At 63.9% G+C, this 16,330-nt stretch carries 18 protein-coding genes; 13 read left to right on the plus strand and 5 right to left on the minus strand.

Features of this window, described 5'->3' with window-relative positions; all coding sequences use genetic code 11:
• Positions 1–15: 15 nt before the first annotated feature.
• Positions 16–339 carry a hypothetical protein gene (locus V9L17_RS18680; protein WP_337352467.1) on the minus strand — a complete coding sequence of 108 codons (324 nt, stop codon included), beginning with the start codon at positions 337–339 and terminating at the stop codon, positions 16–18.
• Between the two features lie 121 nt (positions 340–460).
• On the opposite strand from V9L17_RS18680, the gene V9L17_RS18685 reads away from it, so the two are divergent.
• Positions 461–1,306: a GOLPH3/VPS74 family protein gene (locus V9L17_RS18685; RefSeq protein ID WP_337352468.1), complete on the plus strand. Its 846-nt coding sequence runs from the start codon at positions 461–463 to the stop codon at positions 1,304–1,306.
• A gap of 20 nt (positions 1,307–1,326) precedes the next feature.
• On the opposite strand, the gene V9L17_RS18690 is transcribed toward V9L17_RS18685, so the two are convergent.
• A complete protein-coding gene (locus V9L17_RS18690) occupies positions 1,327–2,175 on the minus strand; it encodes an HAD family hydrolase (RefSeq protein ID WP_337352469.1) in 849 nt (282 codons plus the stop codon).
• A gap of 71 nt (positions 2,176–2,246) precedes the next feature.
• On the opposite strand from V9L17_RS18690, the gene V9L17_RS18695 reads away from it, so the two are divergent.
• The 12 genes from V9L17_RS18695 to V9L17_RS18750 all read left to right on the plus strand — a co-directional run bounded on the left by V9L17_RS18695 (position 2,247) and on the right by V9L17_RS18750 (position 14,166).
• Positions 2,247–2,570: a hypothetical protein gene (locus tag V9L17_RS18695; RefSeq protein WP_337352470.1), complete on the plus strand. Its 324-nt coding sequence runs from the start codon at positions 2,247–2,249 to the stop codon at positions 2,568–2,570.
• Between the two features lie 163 nt (positions 2,571–2,733).
• Positions 2,734–3,591 carry a phosphatidylinositol-specific phospholipase C/glycerophosphodiester phosphodiesterase family protein gene (locus V9L17_RS18700; RefSeq protein WP_337352471.1) on the plus strand — a complete coding sequence of 286 codons (858 nt, stop codon included), beginning with the start codon at positions 2,734–2,736 and terminating at the stop codon, positions 3,589–3,591.
• Positions 3,592–3,622: 31 nt separating this feature from the next.
• Positions 3,623–4,663, plus strand: coding sequence for a hypothetical protein (locus V9L17_RS18705; protein WP_337352472.1), 1,041 nt, complete (start codon positions 3,623–3,625; stop codon positions 4,661–4,663).
• A 160-nt stretch (positions 4,664–4,823) separates the two neighbouring features.
• A complete protein-coding gene (locus tag V9L17_RS18710) occupies positions 4,824–5,342 on the plus strand; it encodes an OsmC family protein (protein ID WP_337352473.1) in 519 nt (172 codons plus the stop codon).
• Positions 5,343–5,447: 105 nt separating this feature from the next.
• Positions 5,448–6,527: a LacI family DNA-binding transcriptional regulator gene (locus V9L17_RS18715; RefSeq protein WP_337352474.1), complete on the plus strand. Its 1,080-nt coding sequence runs from the start codon at positions 5,448–5,450 to the stop codon at positions 6,525–6,527.
• Between the two features lie 319 nt (positions 6,528–6,846).
• On the plus strand, positions 6,847–8,289 hold the full coding sequence (argH, locus tag V9L17_RS18720) for an argininosuccinate lyase (RefSeq protein ID WP_337352475.1): 1,443 nt from the start codon (positions 6,847–6,849) through the stop codon (positions 8,287–8,289).
• Between the two features lie 66 nt (positions 8,290–8,355).
• Positions 8,356–9,273 carry an amino acid ABC transporter permease gene (locus tag V9L17_RS18725; protein WP_337352476.1) on the plus strand — a complete coding sequence of 306 codons (918 nt, stop codon included), beginning with the start codon at positions 8,356–8,358 and terminating at the stop codon, positions 9,271–9,273.
• The gene (locus tag V9L17_RS18730; protein WP_337348798.1) at positions 9,270–10,037 is read left to right on the plus strand and encodes an amino acid ABC transporter ATP-binding protein; all 768 of its coding nucleotides are present in this window, start codon (positions 9,270–9,272) and stop codon (positions 10,035–10,037) included. Before V9L17_RS18725 ends, V9L17_RS18730 begins: the two co-directional genes overlap by 4 nt.
• A gap of 55 nt (positions 10,038–10,092) precedes the next feature.
• On the plus strand, positions 10,093–10,965 hold the full coding sequence (locus V9L17_RS18735) for an ABC transporter substrate-binding protein (RefSeq protein WP_337352477.1): 873 nt from the start codon (positions 10,093–10,095) through the stop codon (positions 10,963–10,965).
• Positions 10,962–11,816, plus strand: a complete 855-nt coding sequence (locus V9L17_RS18740; RefSeq protein WP_337348800.1) for a polysaccharide deacetylase family protein — start codon at positions 10,962–10,964, stop codon at positions 11,814–11,816. Before V9L17_RS18735 ends, V9L17_RS18740 begins: the two co-directional genes overlap by 4 nt.
• A gap of 2 nt (positions 11,817–11,818) precedes the next feature.
• Positions 11,819–12,718, plus strand: a complete 900-nt coding sequence (locus tag V9L17_RS18745; RefSeq protein WP_337352481.1) for a polysaccharide deacetylase family protein — start codon at positions 11,819–11,821, stop codon at positions 12,716–12,718.
• Positions 12,715–14,166, plus strand: a complete 1,452-nt coding sequence (locus tag V9L17_RS18750) for an MmgE/PrpD family protein (RefSeq protein WP_337352478.1) — start codon at positions 12,715–12,717, stop codon at positions 14,164–14,166. Before V9L17_RS18745 ends, V9L17_RS18750 begins: the two co-directional genes overlap by 4 nt.
• A 181-nt stretch (positions 14,167–14,347) precedes the next feature.
• On the opposite strand, the gene V9L17_RS18755 is transcribed toward V9L17_RS18750, so the two are convergent.
• The 3 genes from V9L17_RS18755 to V9L17_RS18765 form a co-directional block, all read right to left on the minus strand.
• Positions 14,348–14,611 (minus strand): hypothetical protein, encoded by a 264-nt coding sequence (locus tag V9L17_RS18755; protein WP_337352479.1) that lies wholly within the window; start codon positions 14,609–14,611, stop codon positions 14,348–14,350.
• Between the two features lie 143 nt (positions 14,612–14,754).
• A complete protein-coding gene (locus tag V9L17_RS18760; RefSeq protein WP_337348804.1) occupies positions 14,755–14,985 on the minus strand; it encodes a CDGSH iron-sulfur domain-containing protein in 231 nt (76 codons plus the stop codon).
• Positions 14,986–15,005: 20 nt separating this feature from the next.
• Positions 15,006–16,061: an iron-containing redox enzyme family protein gene (locus V9L17_RS18765; protein WP_337352480.1), complete on the minus strand. Its 1,056-nt coding sequence runs from the start codon at positions 16,059–16,061 to the stop codon at positions 15,006–15,008.
• Between the last annotated feature and the right edge of the window lie 269 nt (positions 16,062–16,330).

A 16,330-nucleotide genomic window follows, 5' to 3' on the forward strand; every position in this document is an offset into this window, starting at 1 on the left:
GGAGAGCTTCGTTCCTCAACTGCTGAGGTCCCAGTGCACCCGGATGGCCTCGGCAATGGGGCCGGCGGTGACATCGACGCGGAACGCGACGGGCGCTGTCCCCGTTTCCTCGATCACCGAGTCACGGTACACGCGGCCGCAGGAGGGGCACAGGGTGTAGAGGTCCTCATCGGATGGCCATTCCGCCAACCCGGCGGGGACCGGGGTGTCGTCGACGTTGTGGACGGGGACGCCTTCTGAGTTGGCCTGGATCAGCCCGTCCTTGCTGACGGTGTTGCCGCACACGCAGGTGATGGTGGTGACATCATGACCGGTCACGTCGGCGGTTTCCGCGTCCATGGTGACCTCCCCGGTGATGGAAGAGATGTTGTGTAATCAGCTTATGCCTGCTGATCCTTGGCGTCGCCGGTGCTTGTAAATCCCCGTTGTGGTGGGCGCCCAAGAGGGCCACCATGATGCTATGAACGCTGAAACATCGAAGGCGTCGGAGCTGAACCTCCCCCAGGCCTTCCTCCTTCTGGCAACGAACGACGTCACCGGCAAACCAGATATTCCGGTGTTCGCACTCAGGACCACCTTGGCCGGCGCAATCCTGGCCGAACTGGACCTGATCGACGCGATCGAACTGCAGGGCAAGCACGTCAAAGCTACGGGCGCCTCCGCGGAAACGGATCTCCAGCACGAACTGGAACTCATCCGTGGCAAATCCCGGCCCCACACCCCCAAACGGTGGGTCTCCATGCTCGAGGGCCGCGCCGAAGTCCAGCGTATCTATGAAGGGATGGCGTCACGGGGCATCGTGGAACATGTGGGCGAACGGCACCTGGGCCTGTTCCGGGCTGTGCGGTACCCGGAGAAGGACCATGCTCCGGAAGCGGCGCTCCTGGAAAAGATCCGCGCCGCCCTCAGCGGCCCGCCGTCCAACCTTGAGGTGCCGGACACTTCAACCGACGCCGGAACGGCCGTTGCGGGCACGGCCGTTGCGGGCACGGCCGACGCCGGGACCTCCGACGCAAGGACCGCCGACGCAAGGACCGCCGACGCCGACCCGGCTGAGGCTGCGGCGACCGAGTCCACGAAGCCCGGGGACGGTGCCCCTGCTGCCAAACCTGGCTCCGAAGCGCCCGATGCCAGGACCACGGCACTGATCGCCCTGCTTCAGGCTTCCGGGCTGCTCGTCAAGCTCTTTCCGGAAGCGGACCTGACGCGGGCGAATGAGCTGTCGTGGGACTACTGGCCGACCCGCGCGGTGGAGGACGAGCTCCGGATGATCCGCATTGCGGAGCAAGAAGCCGCCAACTTGTGATGCCGCTGCGCCGGGCCTGATCAGATGAGGCCGAGCTCGGCGAAAGCGGCAACGAGCCCTTCCTCCCGGGGAGGCGCGGCGGTGCGATCGGCGAGTGCCACCAGCTCCGGGAGTGATCCTTCGATGGCGACGCCGACCCCTGCGTAGGCGATCATCTCCAGGTCGTTGGCGCCGTCGCCGATCGCAACCGTGTCTTCCCGGGCAATGCCCAGATGGGCGATAACGGCTGCGACGCCGTCGGCCTTGCTGATCCCGCGCTGGTACAGTTCCCCCGCGTGCCGGCCGTCGTCGGCCACCGAATTGCCGACCACCGCGATGGCCCCGCCGATTTCGCCGACCAGATGCTCCATGGCAACGGGGGAGTCAAACACGGAGACCTTGGCGAACGGTACGGCGGCCAGGTCCGAGGTGGGCCGCACGGCCCGCATGATGTCGGACGAACCCACCGGGCCCTCGGGTGACTGCTCGAAATGGGCGTCCAGGATCACCTGCAAGCGTTGCATCGCGTCCGGTGGTGCGTACAGGGCCTCCTGCGCCTCCAGGACATACACGGCGTCGTGCGCGTCGAGCGCCCGGACAGTGCGGGCCGCAAGATCAGCCGGAAACAGCCTGTCCAGGAGCACAGTCCCGCCTACTTCGGCGTAGGCACCGGCGCTGGCCACCAGGCCGTCGAAACCGGCGGCGAGAATGCTCTTGGGCAACATTGACACTGGACGCCCTGTGCATAAAAAGACCCGATGACCGGCCTTCCGTGCCGTCCGGACTGCGCGCACGTGCCCCTCGGGAACCACGCCATAGTCCGCATAAGTGCCGTCAACATCAAGGAAGACAGCCCGGACAGTTCCAGTGGTGCTCGGCGTTACGCTCATGATTCCGGATCTTACACACCGGCAACATCCCCCTCGTAACAGTCGCCCTCGGCCGGGTTAGACTCGCCTCCATGGGGGAACACAGCACATCAGGGGAACGCAAGGAAAAGTCAGCCCGGGTCTCGGCGGCCGTCCTGCCCGTGGCGGGCCTCGTCGCGTTGGTGGTGGGTTGCCTCGTCGCCTGGAGCAACGCGAATGTCAGCTTCGGCTGGTTCGCTTACGCGCCGCTGAGTGACCAGCTCTTCATGGGGAGCGGTGTGGCAATCGTTAGCCAAGGGACACAGATCGGCTTGGCGGTAGCAGCCACCGGCCTGCTCATCCTGGCGTTCTGGGCCGGGTACAGAATCGGCAGAAGAGCTAGCCCCAAGCCGAACAGCAATAAAACCGTTCCGTAATTGGTGATCCCGGCAGCTCCGTAACCGACGCCTCCCGTTCACCGTCCCGAAACCGTTGTGGCCACGCCCGTTCTCCCGCAGCAGGAAGTCTTTTCACGCACCACTGCCCAGCGCCCCCATCGCCTGGGCGATGAATCGACTCAGCTGTACCAAGGAGAACCCCGTGTTCCTGAAAAGCGCCGTCACCGCCCTCGTGGCACTCACCTCCCTGACCGGAATCGCAGCCCCGCCGGCCGCGAACGCGGCCCACGCGCCGTCGTCCGTGGTCCTCGGACAGCCGCTGCCCGCCGCCCACGCCCACAACGACTATGAGCACGACCGTCCGCTGTTCGATGCCCTCGAGCACGGCTTCACCAGCGTTGAGGCAGACGTCTGGCTCGTCGACGGCGAACTGCTCGTCGCCCACGACCTCGAGGATGCCACGCCCGGAGTAACGCTCGAGAGCCTCTACCTCGATCCGCTGGACGAGCTGGTTCGGAACCAGGGCCACAGCGTTTACCCCCACTGGGACGGCAGCTTCCAGCTCCTGATCGACATCAAGAGCGAAGGGGAGGCCACCTACGCCGCAATCGAGCAGGAACTGGCCGAGCACCGAAGCATCATGAGCCGCTACAGCAACGGAACCACCAAACCCGGGCCCGTCACTGCCGTCATCAGCGGAAACCGTCCCCTGGCCACCATGGAGGCACAGGACAAGCGGTTCGGCTTTTACGACGGACGCTCCGCCGACCTCACCTCCGGAAAGCCTGCCGAACTCATGCCGCTGGTCAGTGACAACTGGACCAAGCTTTTCAGCTGGCAGGGCGTTGGCCCCATGCCCGAGGCCGAACGCGCCAAGCTCCAGGCATACGTGGCAGAGGAACACATTCAGGGCTACCGCGTCCGTTTCTGGGCCACCCCGGACCAGCCCGGCGCCGCCCGAGACGCTGTCTGGAACGAACTCTTCGACGCCGGCGTGGACCACATCAACACCGACGACCTTGAGGCGCTGGAACAGTTCCTCACCGCCCGCACGGCCTAACTGCCCCGCAACAGAGAGTAGGAATAGCTCCATGCCTTCAAAGACCCTGAAAACGACGACGGCGGCAGCCGCCCTGGCGCTCGGCCTCCTTGCGCCGCTGCCCGCCAACGCGTCCAACCACACCTCCGACAACGAAGCGTTCACCTTTGGCGTCATCGGCGATATCCCTTACGGCGACGCCGAAATCGCCAAGTTCCCGTCCCGCATCCAGGACATCAACGCCGACAGCGCGCTGAAGTTCGTCACCCATGTGGGCGATATCAAGAACGGCTCCTCGGTCTGCTCCGACGAGTACTTCGCCAGCATCCGCTCCCAGTTCGATACCTTTGAGCACCCGTTGGTCTTCACCCCGGGCGACAACGAGTGGGTGGACTGCCACCGCACCAACAACGGCGCCTACAACCCGCTGGAACGGCTGAGCAAGCTGCGTGAGGTCTTCTTCGACGAGCCCGGCAAGACCCTCGGGGAGACGATGCCGGTCCAGACCCAGGAGAACCTGGGTCTGCCGGAAAACGTCCGCTTCGTCCAGAACCGCGTGGCCTTCTCTGTGCTGAACATCCAGGGCAGCAACAACTCGCTGCTGCCGTGGAGCGGCCTGGGCGAAACCGCGCCGACTCCGGAGCAGTTGACCGAAGTTGAGCACCGGACGGATGCCGTCCTGGACCAGATACACAGCACCTTCGCCGACGCCGATCGCCGCAACGACCGAGCCGTGGTGCTTATGACCCAGGCCGACATGTTCGATCCTTCGCAGCTCGCCGCGGCCTCTGCCAACCCCGAAACGGTCTCCGGGTTCCGCGAAATCGTGGCGGCTATCATCGACGAAACCAATCGCTTCGACCGGCCGGTCTACCTCATCAACGGCGACAGCCACGTCTTCGCCGAGAACCAGCCGCTGGCGGATGGCTCGCCGTGGCTGGACATCTACGGCCAGCCCGCCGCGGATGACCTGCAGCGAATCACCGTGGACGGCTCGGCCAACGCCACCAACTACGTCAGGTTCACGGTGGGCGGCAACAGCGGCGAGGCCGGCAGCGTCCTGAGCTGGGAGAAAGTCCCCTTCCGCCAGTAGGCACCCAACCGAAGCGAACGACGGCGGGTACCTCCCGCCGTCGTTCCCTTGCGTGAGTGCCCCTGAAGGTTCAGCATGAGAGCATCCTGCGCCGCCCGCCATGCGGCCGGCTACGCGCAGAGTCAGCGCCACACCGGAAGCCGCGGCGAAGGAGACACGGATGAGCAACTCACGAATTGCCGAGGCGATCTCGTCAGCCAAGGCGTACCTGGCCGCACACCCTGACGAGGCGCGTTATCGCGACTCGGTTGCCTCCGCCGTGGTGGAGGACGGCCTTCGGGTTCGCGTAACCGGCGCCGATGGTGCATCCCTTGTCACAGACATGGTGGCGGGGGTCGGAGGAACTGCATCAGCGCCCTCGCCCGGGTGGCTCTTCCGTGCCGCGTACGCTTCCTGTGCAGCCACACTGATCGCGATGCGCGCTGCCGAACAGGGGGTGGTCTTCTCTTCCTTGCAGGTCGAGGTGGACGGCGAATCCGATGACCGGGGCATTCTAGGCATCGCGGAGGACGTGCCGGCCGGCCCGGTCAGCATGAAGGTCACCGTTCGAGCGGTGTCGACCCAAGACGAAGGAACGGTGCGGGAAGTCATCGCGTGGGGGCTGGACCATTGCCCAGTAGATGATGCGGTCCGGCGGCCCGTCCCGGTAGAGCTCGACGTCCACGTAGCCAGACCATAACCGGGCCTGGACCCAAAACCCCTGCAATGCATTCTTTTGGGAAACCGGTATCAATGCATCTGGAATTGGCCGCCTAGACCACGATTTTTGTTGTAAATTTTAGCAATGGAATTGAAACGTAATGGCACGGCTACCCTGATGGACGTGGCCCGGGTGGCGGGGGTCTCGCGTTCCACTGCGGCACGTGCCCTGGGGGGATATGGGGCAGTGAGCCCGGAACTCCAAGCGATGGTGTCTGCGGCAGCCGAAGCCCTTGGTTACCGGAGCAATGCGCTGGCCAGGAGTGTCAGTTCGGGCCGTTCGCACACCATTGGGGTTGTGGTGAGCGATATCGAAAATCCACATTTCGCCCGGGCTGTTCGGGGAATGACCGATGCTGCGAAGGCGGCAGGCTTCGATGTCATCCTCGCAAACACGGATGAGAATATCGACGCAGAACGCGCGGCAGTCCAAGTGTTCCTGGACAAGCGCGTGGACGGTCTGATCGTGGCGTCAACCAGCCGGAGCGATTCCGGGCACCTGCTGGATGTTGTGGGCATGGGGCGGCCTTTGGTGCTCTTCGACCGGCGTCCCGACAACGTGGACTCCGATTGGGTTGGGACTGACTGCTACGCGGACGCCAAGACCGTCATGGAATACCTGATCAGCAAGGGGCACCGGAATATTGCCTTCCTTTCGGCCACCACCAAGACTCCCGAGGAGCTGGAGGCGGGACACCCCCTCCCTATCTCAACCATTGCGGACAGGGTCCGCGCCGTGCGGGAGTCGGCCAGGGCCGCGGGCGTGCGCTATGAGTTCATTTCCGACGCCATGTCACCACAAAAGACCCACGTGATTGTTGCCTCCTTGCTCAACCGCCGGGACAGGCCCAGTGCCATCATCGCTTCCTACAGCAAGCTGGCACTCCCGGCCTTCCAGGCAATTCGCGCGGCGGGGTTGACCGTTCCGGAGGACATTTCGCTCGTATGCCTTGACGATGCGGACTGGATGACGGTCAGTTGCCCGGAAGTCCACGCCATTTCCAATCCTGCCTATGAGATGGGGATGAAGGCCGCGGAGGTACTGCTGGGTCGTATCGACGGTTCGGGCCCGGAGTTCAAGGACCACCTGCTCCCGGCAACGTTCACTCAGCGCGCTTCCGTTTCCGACCTCGCGGGAGTGGCGGTGGTCACGCCCATCGCGTAGCCCCTCCAGCGTCCCTCTTCAGGGCCCGAGACCCTTGGTTTCGGGCCCTTTCTTGCGCTCTGTACCTGGCATCGTGAGGGCGCCGGCGGCGCCCGGCGGTCCGGCCCTAAAGAAAAACAATTGCTGGAGATACCGGTGTCTCATAGCATAGACGAATTGCGGGAGACCGGTGTCCTACCTTGGACTGCGCTATACGTAATCTGAGCGAAACAACATTGAAACCATTGACAATTACTGTTTACTTCAGAAATACTTTCGTTGCATGAAGTGATACGGATCACTCATCGGCGCAGACTTTTTCCAGGCAGGAGCTGTACGAATGAATGAACAGACAAAGTTGTGGGGCGGCCGTTTCGAGGGCACGTCCAGCCCGGAACTCGCCCGCTTTTCGCGGGCTGATCCCCGGTACTTCCGCATGGCACCGTACGATCTGCACGGTTCACGGGCCCATGTCCGGGAGCTCAACCGCTCCGGCCTCATCGGTGATGCTGAGCTGGGGAAGTTCCTGGACACGATTGATGACCTGGCAAGGGACATCGAGCGTGACCGCGTTCGCCCCCAGGAAGCGGACGAAGACGTCCACACCTTCCTTGAACGCCTCCTCATCGAGCGCATGGGACCGGTGGGCGGCAAGATCCGCGCCGGACGCTCACGCAACGACCAGGCTGCCAACGACCTCAGGCTCTACATGCGGGACAAAGTCCGGCGGGTCAGCGAACTGCTGATCGAACTGGCGGAGTCCCTGGCCGGGCAGGCCGACCAGCACCTGAACACGCCCGTCCCCGGCTTTACGCATCTTCAGTCCGCACAGCCGGTGGTCTTTGGCCATCAGATCCTGGCGCACGCACAGCCCCTGATCCGGGACCTTGAGCGCTTCCAGGACTGGGACCGCAGGGCAGCTGTTTCGCCCCTTGGAGCCGCGGCCCTGGCCGGTTCAACCTTTGCCCTCACCCCCGAAATCGCAGCAAGGGAACAAGGCTACGAAACCAGTGCAGAAAACTCGATCGACGCCGTGGGAAGCCGCGACGCCGCCATTGAATTCCTCTTCGTCTGTTCCCTGACGCTGATCGACATTTCGCGTTTGTGCGAGGAGATCATCTCCTGGGCCTCCCAGCAGTTCCGCTGGATCACCATGGATGACGCCTACTGCACGGGCAGCTCCATCATGCCGCAAAAGAAGAACCCGGACATCGCCGAGCTGGCCCGCGGCAAGGCAGGGCGCGTCCTTGGAGACCTCATGGGACTTATGGCAACCGTCAAATCCCTGCCGCTGGCCTACAACCGGGACCTCGCGGAGGACAAGAACGCCGTCATCGACGCCGTTGACACCCTGGAAGTTGCGCTTCCGGCACTGTCGGGCCTGGTCCGGACCTTCACCGTCAATGTCCAGGAAGTCCGCCGGCAGGCGACAGCCGGCTACACGCTCGCCACCGAAGTTGCCGACTGGCTCGCCAGGCAGGGGATCCCCTTCAGCGAGGCACACGAAGTTTCCGGCTCCCTTGTGCGCTTCTGCGAAAGCCGGGGACTGGACTACGACGACCTCAGCGATGAGCAACTGGCCTCGGTCGATCGCCGCCTGACCCCCGACATCAGGAACGTCCTGACTCTCGAAGCGGCACTCGATGCCCATTCAGGGTTTGGTGGAACGTCACCCAAGCGAGTGGCCGAACAACTGACGCGGCTGCGGGCAAGGCTGGACCAGATGAAGACCTGGGCTGCCGACTACAACGGCCTGCGGGTCAGGCCGGACCACGAGGGCTGAACCATGGGCCCTATCAGCGCAGATGCACGCGGCGCAGCAGATACCCTCCACGATCAGGAAAAAGCCATGAACACTCAAACTGAGCCCAGCGTCACCGACGCTGCTTCGGTCGACTTGAAAATTGTCCCCCGGCGGCACGTGGGGCGGTGGGTTGGCGCCACAGCGGTGGTGCTCCTCCTCGTCTGGTTGGGAGTCTCCTTCTCCCGCGCCAAGATCGACTGGCCCACGGTCCAGGAATACCTGACGGTCCCCGTGCTGATCCAAGGCATCGGTGTGGCTCTTCTCCTCACCGCAGTGGCCATGGCCCTTGGCCTGATCCTGGGCGTGGTCACCGCCGTGATGCGCCTGTCCAAGAATCCTGTGGTCTCCGGTGTGGCCTGGCTGTATATCTGGGTCTTCCGCGGCACCCCGGTCTACCTACAGCTCCTTATGTGGTTCAACCTTGCGCTGATCTTCCCAGTGATCGGCATCCCGGGACTTTACTCGGGCCGCATGATTGATGTGCTCACACCCTTTGTCGCAGCGTCCATCGGCCTCGGTTTGAACCAGGGCGCCTACACCTCCGAAGTGGTCCGCGGCGGCATCCTCTCCGTTGACGAGGGCCAGACGGAAGCCGCCCAGGCCGTGGGCATGACACGCCTGCAGGCTATGCGCCGCATCGTGCTGCCGCAGGCGATGCGGGTCATCATCCCGCCCGTGGGCAACGAAGTGATCGGCATGCTGAAGACCACCTCGCTGGCCTCCGCCATCGGCGTGAGCGAAATCCTCTCCGAAGCCCAGCACATTTACTACGTCAACAACCGGATCATGGAACTGCTCATCGTCTGTGCCGTCTGGTACTTGGGTGCGGTATCCATCCTCAGCATCGGCCAGTACTACCTTGAACGATTCTTCGCCAAGGGTTCCTCCAGCCGGCAATTGCCGCTGACTCCCTTCCAGCATCTGAAAAGCATCTTCGGCACAAACAGGAAGGCACTCTCATGACCACGAACGTTCTGGTTCGCGCCGAAAACGTCCACAAGAGCTTCGGCCTGAATGAAGTGCTGAAGGGCATCAACCTTGACGTCAATGCCGGAGAGGTGGTCTGCCTCCTGGGAGCCTCCGGTTCCGGAAAGAGCACATTCCTCCGCTGCATCAACCACCTTGAGACGCTCTCCAACGGGCGCATCTGGGTGGGCGAGAAAGTGGTGGGGTACCGCCAGGACGGTAACCGCCTCTATGAACTTTCAGACAAAGAGGCGGCCAGGCAGCGGCGGTCCATCGGCATGGTTTTCCAGCGGTTCAACCTCTTCCCCCACATGACCGTGCTGGAGAACATCATCGAAGGGCCGGTGCTCGTCAACAAGGTCAAGCCCGCAGAGGCCAAGCGGCATGCTTCGGAACTCCTTGCCCGGGTGGGCTTGGAAGGACGCGAGTCGTCCTACCCCCGTCAGTTGTCCGGCGGACAGCAGCAGCGCGTTGCCATCGCGAGGGCGTTGGCGATGAAGCCGGAACTGATCCTCTTTGACGAGCCGACGTCGGCGCTGGACCCCGAACTGGTGGGTGAGGTGCTGGACGTGATGAAGGACCTCGCCAAGTCTGGCCTCACCATGATCGTGGTCACCCACGAGATCGGATTCGCCAAAGAAGTGGCGGACCGCGTCGCCTTTATGCACGGTGGCGAAATCGTAGAGCTCGGCCCGCCCGCCGACGTCCTTGGAAATCCCCAGCACGAGCGGACCAAAGCCTTCCTTTCCCGCGTTTTCTAAGTTCACCATCCCCAAGATTTTCTAGACTCACCATCCCCAACGAACTGGAGCCATCATGAAGCACTTCACCAATGCCGCACGCATCGCGGCTCTGACCGCCGTCGCGGCCTTTGGCCTCACAGCATGCGTGGGCGGCGCAGAGACTGCTACCGAGGCAGCCGCAGGCACTACCGGCCTGCCCCAGGCAATCAAAGACGCCGGAAAGATCCGGATCGGCCTGTCTCCCGACTTCCCGCCCATGGAGTTCCGGGACAGCGACAAGAAACTCTCCGGCGTCGACATCGAACTGCAGCAGAAGCTTGGCGAGGTCCTCGGTGTCGAGATCGAAGTGGTCGAGTCGCCTTTCGACCAACTGATCAACTCCGTCCAGACAGGCCGCGTGGACCTGGTGATGTCCGGCATCTCCGACACCCTGGAACGGCAGAAGACCGCCGACTTCGTGGACTACTTCAAATCCCAGGGCCGCCTCTACACCTCCGGCGCCCGTGCGGGAGAGTTCACTCAGCAAACGGATATTTGCGGCAAGAAGCTGGCAGTCAGTGGCAAGACCGATTACTTTGAGCAGGTCAAGACCCTCAGCAAGACCGTCTGCACGGACAAGGGCCTTCCTGAGCTGGGTATCCTCCCCACGGACTCCGGAGCTGCAGCCCGCCTCCAGATCGAGCAGGGCCGAGTGGACCTTGCAGCGCAGGGCGGCGAAAACCTGGCCTACTTCGCCAATACGGAACCCGGAAAATATGCGTCCGTCCTGGACCCGCTGCCGGCCAAGCCGTTCGGCGTCCTCATGAAGAAGGGCGACACCCAACTGGCCAACGCCGTGAAAGACGCGTTCACCGAGATCGTTGACAATGGCGAGTACCAGAAGATCCTCGACAAGTGGGGCCTGGGCTACGGTGCCATGACCCCCGAGGTCAACGGCGTCAAGTGAACCGAGACGCAGCAGTGAAGGCTGGGGCGGCGGTGTGGCCGGAAGGCAAACGCAGCGCCGTCGCCCTGGCCTTCGACCTTGACGGTCCCACCGGCGATGCCATGCTCAAAGGCACCATCTGGGACCGGCCGGAGTACTTCAGCCAAGGCGCCTACGGACCGTGGCGGGCCGTGGACAGGATCCTCGGGCTGTTGAAAACGCACGAAATAGCAGCGACTTTCTTCACTCCTGCCTGGGTGGTGGAGACGTGGCCGGAGCAGTGCCGGCGCATCGTTGAGCAGGGCCACGAAATGGCCCACCACGGCTACAAGCACGAAAAGTATTGGGACCTCAGCCTGGTGGAGCAGCGGCACGTCATCGAAACCAGCCAACGCATCTTCCAGGATGTCCTGGGCACCACGGCGGTCGGCTTCCGGACACCATCGGGGGACTGGCGCCCCGAGACCCCGGCCTTGCTCGAGGAGATGGGTTTCCTCTACTCCAGTTCCATGCGCGGAGACGACCGCCCGTACTTCCACACCGGCGGGAAGCTCGTTGAGATCCCTGCCCGGTCCGACATGGATGACTACGCCTCGCTTGCCTACACCACCAACCCGGACTGGCCCTCGGGCGGTGATCGGATAGCCAGCTATGACCTCACGCTGGACAACTGGACCAGGGAGTTCGACGGCTATCACGCCGAAGGCCTGTGCCTGTCCACCATCTTCCACCCCAAAGTGGTGGGCAAACCCGGCCGGGCAGTACTGCTGGACCGCTGGATCCGGCACGCGAAAGATGCCGACGACGTCTGGTTCAGCACATGCGCCGACATCGCCACGTGGTGGCAGCAGACCAAGGAGCCCCAGACGTGACTATGACTCAGGAAACCCAGGGACGGTGGCCCGAGGGTAAAAAGTGCGCCTTCGTAGTCACGGTCGGGTTTGAGGCGGAACTGTCCGTACTTGCTGCGGCGCCTGACGCCGTCGACCGCGCCAAGAGCCTGTCGGTGGGACAGTACGGGGGAACGCGGGGAGTAGACCGCCTGCTGGCTGAACTGGACCGCACAGGCACCAAAGCGAGCTGGTTCGTTCCCGGCGCCAACCTCGCGAGCTACCCCCGGCAGCTCGAGGCAGTCGCCGGGGCAGGGCACGAGTTCGGCAACATGGGCTGGCAGCTCGAAGACATGGGCAGCCAATCCCTCGCCGAACAGGTGGACAGTATCGGTCGCGCCCAGGACGCCTTCCAGTCCCGCCTCGGGCTTCGTCCGGAGGGATTCCGCGCAGGACGCGGGTCCTACGCGCCCGGGCTGACTGACGAACTGCTTACCCAGCGATTCACGTGGTCCTCGTCTTGGCACGGCGACGACCTGCCCCACTTCCACGCAGGATCTGCGGCCGCATTGGTGGAAGTGCCCCGCCACCACGAACTGGACGACTACCCCTACTTCGTCTTCAACCTGGACCCACCCATCCCCGCGGGAAGTCCACGGATTGCTTCCAGCCGGGAAGTGCTGCGGAACTGGATCCTGGAATTCGACGCCTATCGTGCAGAAGGGTTGTGCTTCGTCCTGACCCTCCACCCGGAAATCATCGCCACACCCGGGCGGATCGGAATGCTGCGCGAGTTCATGGACCATGTATCCGCCCACGACGACATATGGCACGCCACCGGCGGCGATGTGGCCCAGTGGTGGCGGCAGAGCGCCAAACCCAATCCTGCAGACCACCCCGCCGAGATATTCCACGCACTTACCCGCGAAGGCAGGCCAACATGACCAACGACCCCACAGCTTCAGAGCGGATCGCCGGTTTCCTCACGGCGCTGCGGCCAGGAGACATCCCCGCCGATGTCCGGCACAGGGCCAAGATCCACATCCTTGACACTCTTGGTGCCGGAATTGCAGGAGCCTCCTCACGGGAAGTGGACATCAGCCGGACAGCGCTCGGAGCTGTCTATGGAACTCCCGCCCCCGGCTCAGGGGCACCGCTTTGGGGGACACCCGCCGAACTGCCCGCGCTGGGGGCGGCGTTCGTCAACGGCATCGCCTGCCACGCCTTCGAACTGGACGACTCCGGCGGGTGCGACCATTCCGGTGCTGTTGTGCTGCCCGCGGCGCTTGCGGCAGCGTCGCTGCCCACGGCCGGTTCCCGCGGAGGAACCGACGGCGGAACAGCCGACGGCGGACCGCACGTTGGCGGCGCCAGTCTCCTCCACGCCGTTATCGGTGGATATGAAGTGGCCCGCCGCGTCCAGGACGCTCTGGGCGGCTACGACTCCGTCAACAATGCGGGCTGGCATTCCACCGGCGTGTGCGGAACGTTCGGAGCCGCAGTGGCGTCCGGCGTGATCCTTGGCCTGGACACCGAACAGATGGTTTCTGCCATTGGCCTGGCCGGGTCCTTTACTGGCGGCACCTGGTCATTCATCGGTGACGGTGCAATGTCTAAGCGCATGCACGTGGGCCGCGCTGCCGAAGCAGGCCTGAACAGCGCACTTCTCGCCAGGTCCGGGTTCACCGGACCGCGGGACCTGTTCGCCGCCCCGTGGGGCAGCTTCCTGCGCCTCTACGGCCGGCAAGAGGACATAGACCAATCCCGCCTGTTCGAAACACTCGGTGAGGAATGGCAGATTGAACGGGCATCCATCAAGCCCTACGCCACCTGCCGCAGCACCCACGCCGCCATCGATGTCATCCTGGACCTGCGGGAGCAGCCCGGCGTCTCTGCCGAGTCGGTCCGCAATATCACCGTCCACACCAGCGCGCTCATCGCCGACATGTGCGGCAAGGCCGACGTGAGCTCCTTGGTTTCGGCTCAGTTGAGCATGCAGTTCGCCCTCGCCACGGCCCTCCTGCACGGGGGAGTCGGCCTGGCTGAAGTGGCTGAACAGGGCAGGACTGACCCCCGGATCCTCGAACTCATGGAACGGATCCACTTGGTGGTGGACCCCCAGCAGCAGGGAGGTTCGGCGGAACCGCGGATCGAGGTGCAGACGGAGTCCGGCACCATCATTGTCCAGGCCGTCCGGGCTAAGGGTGCCTCCACCAACAGGCTCAGCGACGACGACACCATAAGTAAGTTCATGGACCTCGCCACCACCAGGCTGCCGGAGACGGCGGCACTCAGCGTGGTGGAGAACGTCATGGAACTCGAATCCAGCCACGACATAGGCCCGCTCCTTCGGCTGCTCACCGTGAATTCCGAACCGGCGCTCCTGAGGTAATAGGGAAACGGAAACCAGGGTCCTGCGCGATCAGGTCAGCCGGTTGGCACCAGACGGAAAGGTACGACGGCGGCGACCCCCCGCCGTCGTTCGCTCGCCCGGGTGACTCTCGGCTCAGTCCGTTTCCGGCCCTTCGCAGAAGTGGCAGCCGTCTTCACAGCCCTCCTGTGCTGACACTTGGCTAGAAGCTGTCAATGGAGGCTCCCGCGGCAGAGAGGACATACTGGGGCTTGCGGGACCCGAACTGGCTCGCCACCAAGGTCCACGTCACCAACTCGCCGCCGCTCGGCGGCATGATGCTCCCCTCGGCGAGGAGTTGCGCATCTGCCTCCTGGCCGGCCGGCGCCCACCATCCGTTCAGCGGGCAATGTTCGCCGGTCCGCGCCTCGCGGCCTTTCCGGGAACTCTTGCTGGGGAACTGCCGGTGCGGGATACGTTTCTTCATCGCTGCTTCTTCGCTTTGCGGGATTTTAGTGGGCTGACACCAGACGGGTAAATGTGGTGTGGATCCCAGTATCTAACTGCATAGCATTTAAGAAAAAGCGATGTTTTCCGCACAATATTCATCGCAATTAGTGATGAATAGTTTTACGTTTCGGGGCGTCCCGCGTCGGCAGGTTCGGTCCGGAACTTTATCAGCTTGTGGGTCCCGTCGCAGTACGGTTTGATCGCTGAGGCTCCGCAGCGGCAGAGCGCCACCGTCCGGCGCTGCCTGGGAACGGGTTCCCCTGTTGGCGTGAGGATCTCGAAGTCCCCGCGGACCAGCAGCGGTCCGTCCGGGCAGACCACGATCGACCCTTCTGCTGGTTCGTGGTTCATGTGCTCCTGATCTTCTGTAGTCATGCCGCGGCGGGCAATTTGGTGCGCAGCGATGACCGGCCGTTTTCCCAAGCGTCCACAACGTGGTGGGTGAGCAAGGTGTCCAGGGCGAGGGCCGCCGTCGCGCCGAACAAGACGTCGGGGAGCAGGTCCGGGTCCGCTTCCACCAGGCCTCCGGCCAGATCCCGCCCGGCAATCTGCTCGTGGACGGCGTCTGCTTCGACGTGCTCATCGAAGTACGCTGTCGCTGCGGCATCGAAGTTATGCCGGCGGAAACCGTTCCCGTAGAGCTGGTTGGGCCGGGAGGACGTCATCTCATAGATCGCCAGGTGACCGGCGATGGCACCGCGCAGCCGGCGGTTCAGCCCGAAGAGGGACATCATGTTCACTGATGCCAGGGCAAGGGCCGGAACCGTGTTGACGTAGGCGCCATAGCGGTCATCGAGCCCGAGGGCACGCATGGTCCTGGCAAAGAGGGCGCTGTGCATCCGGTCCGCGCGGCCGCCGCCGTATTCGTCCGCCTGGATTTCCACCAGGGCCGCCTTCGCACGGCCGGCGAGGCGGGGAATGGCCCACGTGTGCGGGTCCGCTTCCTTGAGTTGGTAGATGGATTTCTGAATGAGGAATTCCTTGAGCTGGGAAAGTGTGGCCCTCTTCGCCACATACTTCGACATGCTGGGCCCCGTGTCCGACGCCGCGAGGTTAAACAGGACCGTGGCCACGCCGTCGCTGATCGGAACCGCCCCGGGAACCTGCGGAATGTCGGGAACCGCAGCTTTGGCTGCAGTCCTCAGTCCCTGTTCGAACGGCTTCTCCAGAAGCCGGCGGACGGCGATCATGCCGGGGTGCCATTCCCAACTGTCATCCACGCCGTCCAGCCCGCTGTAATGCAGCTCGTACAGGCAGAACAAGGCCAGCTGGAGGTCGTCGTCCTCGATAGCGTCTTGAGCCTCGGCCAGTTGTGAGGTCACAAGTGCGTGGAGGTCGGCCAGGCCGGCGGGGGTATCAACGGGCTGGCCGGCGAGGATCGCGAGCAGGGCGGCGCTGATCGGCCCCCGCTGTTCGGGGATGTGCATGGTACTCCTACTGAATCTTCGGCCCGGGGCGGGCCCCTCTAAGGACGTTTCTAGGATCAGAACCGGTTGCGGCTGCGGGGATTCGCGGCCGGGTTCTGCTTGGCCCGGCGGGCGCGCATGATGCGGCTGATGATGGTGGGGAGCAGGGCAAGCAAAAGCTTTTTCATGGAGTTTCCTTCGTCGAACGGGGGAGAGGTGAAAAGCAGACAGGCCGGCGCCGCCGGGGGAGGCGGGTTGCCGGCCTGTCTGCTGGGTGGTGGTTAGGGGTT

It is taken from the genome of Pseudarthrobacter sp. CCNWLW207, from assembly GCF_037203945.1.
Lineage (GTDB): Bacteria > Actinomycetota > Actinomycetes > Actinomycetales > Micrococcaceae > Arthrobacter.

Coding starts and splice junctions, on each gene's coding strand:
- V9L17_RS18680 (WP_337352467.1), bottom strand. CDS start 339: ATGGACGCGGAAACCGCCGACGTGACCGGTCATGATGTCACCACCATC.
- V9L17_RS18685 (WP_337352468.1), top strand. CDS start 461: ATGAACGCTGAAACATCGAAGGCGTCGGAGCTGAACCTCCCCCAGGCC.
- V9L17_RS18690 (WP_337352469.1), bottom strand. CDS start 2,175: ATGAGCGTAACGCCGAGCACCACTGGAACTGTCCGGGCTGTCTTCCTT.
- V9L17_RS18695 (WP_337352470.1), top strand. CDS start 2,247: ATGGGGGAACACAGCACATCAGGGGAACGCAAGGAAAAGTCAGCCCGG.
- V9L17_RS18705 (WP_337352472.1), top strand. CDS start 3,623: ATGCCTTCAAAGACCCTGAAAACGACGACGGCGGCAGCCGCCCTGGCG.
- V9L17_RS18710 (WP_337352473.1), top strand. CDS start 4,824: ATGAGCAACTCACGAATTGCCGAGGCGATCTCGTCAGCCAAGGCGTAC.
- V9L17_RS18715 (WP_337352474.1), top strand. CDS start 5,448: ATGGAATTGAAACGTAATGGCACGGCTACCCTGATGGACGTGGCCCGG.
- argH (WP_337352475.1), top strand. CDS start 6,847: ATGAATGAACAGACAAAGTTGTGGGGCGGCCGTTTCGAGGGCACGTCC.
- V9L17_RS18725 (WP_337352476.1), top strand. CDS start 8,356: ATGAACACTCAAACTGAGCCCAGCGTCACCGACGCTGCTTCGGTCGAC.
- V9L17_RS18730 (WP_337348798.1), top strand. CDS start 9,270: ATGACCACGAACGTTCTGGTTCGCGCCGAAAACGTCCACAAGAGCTTC.
- V9L17_RS18735 (WP_337352477.1), top strand. CDS start 10,093: ATGAAGCACTTCACCAATGCCGCACGCATCGCGGCTCTGACCGCCGTC.
- V9L17_RS18745 (WP_337352481.1), top strand. CDS start 11,819: ATGACTCAGGAAACCCAGGGACGGTGGCCCGAGGGTAAAAAGTGCGCC.
- V9L17_RS18750 (WP_337352478.1), top strand. CDS start 12,715: ATGACCAACGACCCCACAGCTTCAGAGCGGATCGCCGGTTTCCTCACG.
- V9L17_RS18755 (WP_337352479.1), bottom strand. CDS start 14,611: ATGAAGAAACGTATCCCGCACCGGCAGTTCCCCAGCAAGAGTTCCCGG.
- V9L17_RS18760 (WP_337348804.1), bottom strand. CDS start 14,985: ATGAACCACGAACCAGCAGAAGGGTCGATCGTGGTCTGCCCGGACGGA.
- V9L17_RS18765 (WP_337352480.1), bottom strand. CDS start 16,061: ATGCACATCCCCGAACAGCGGGGGCCGATCAGCGCCGCCCTGCTCGCG.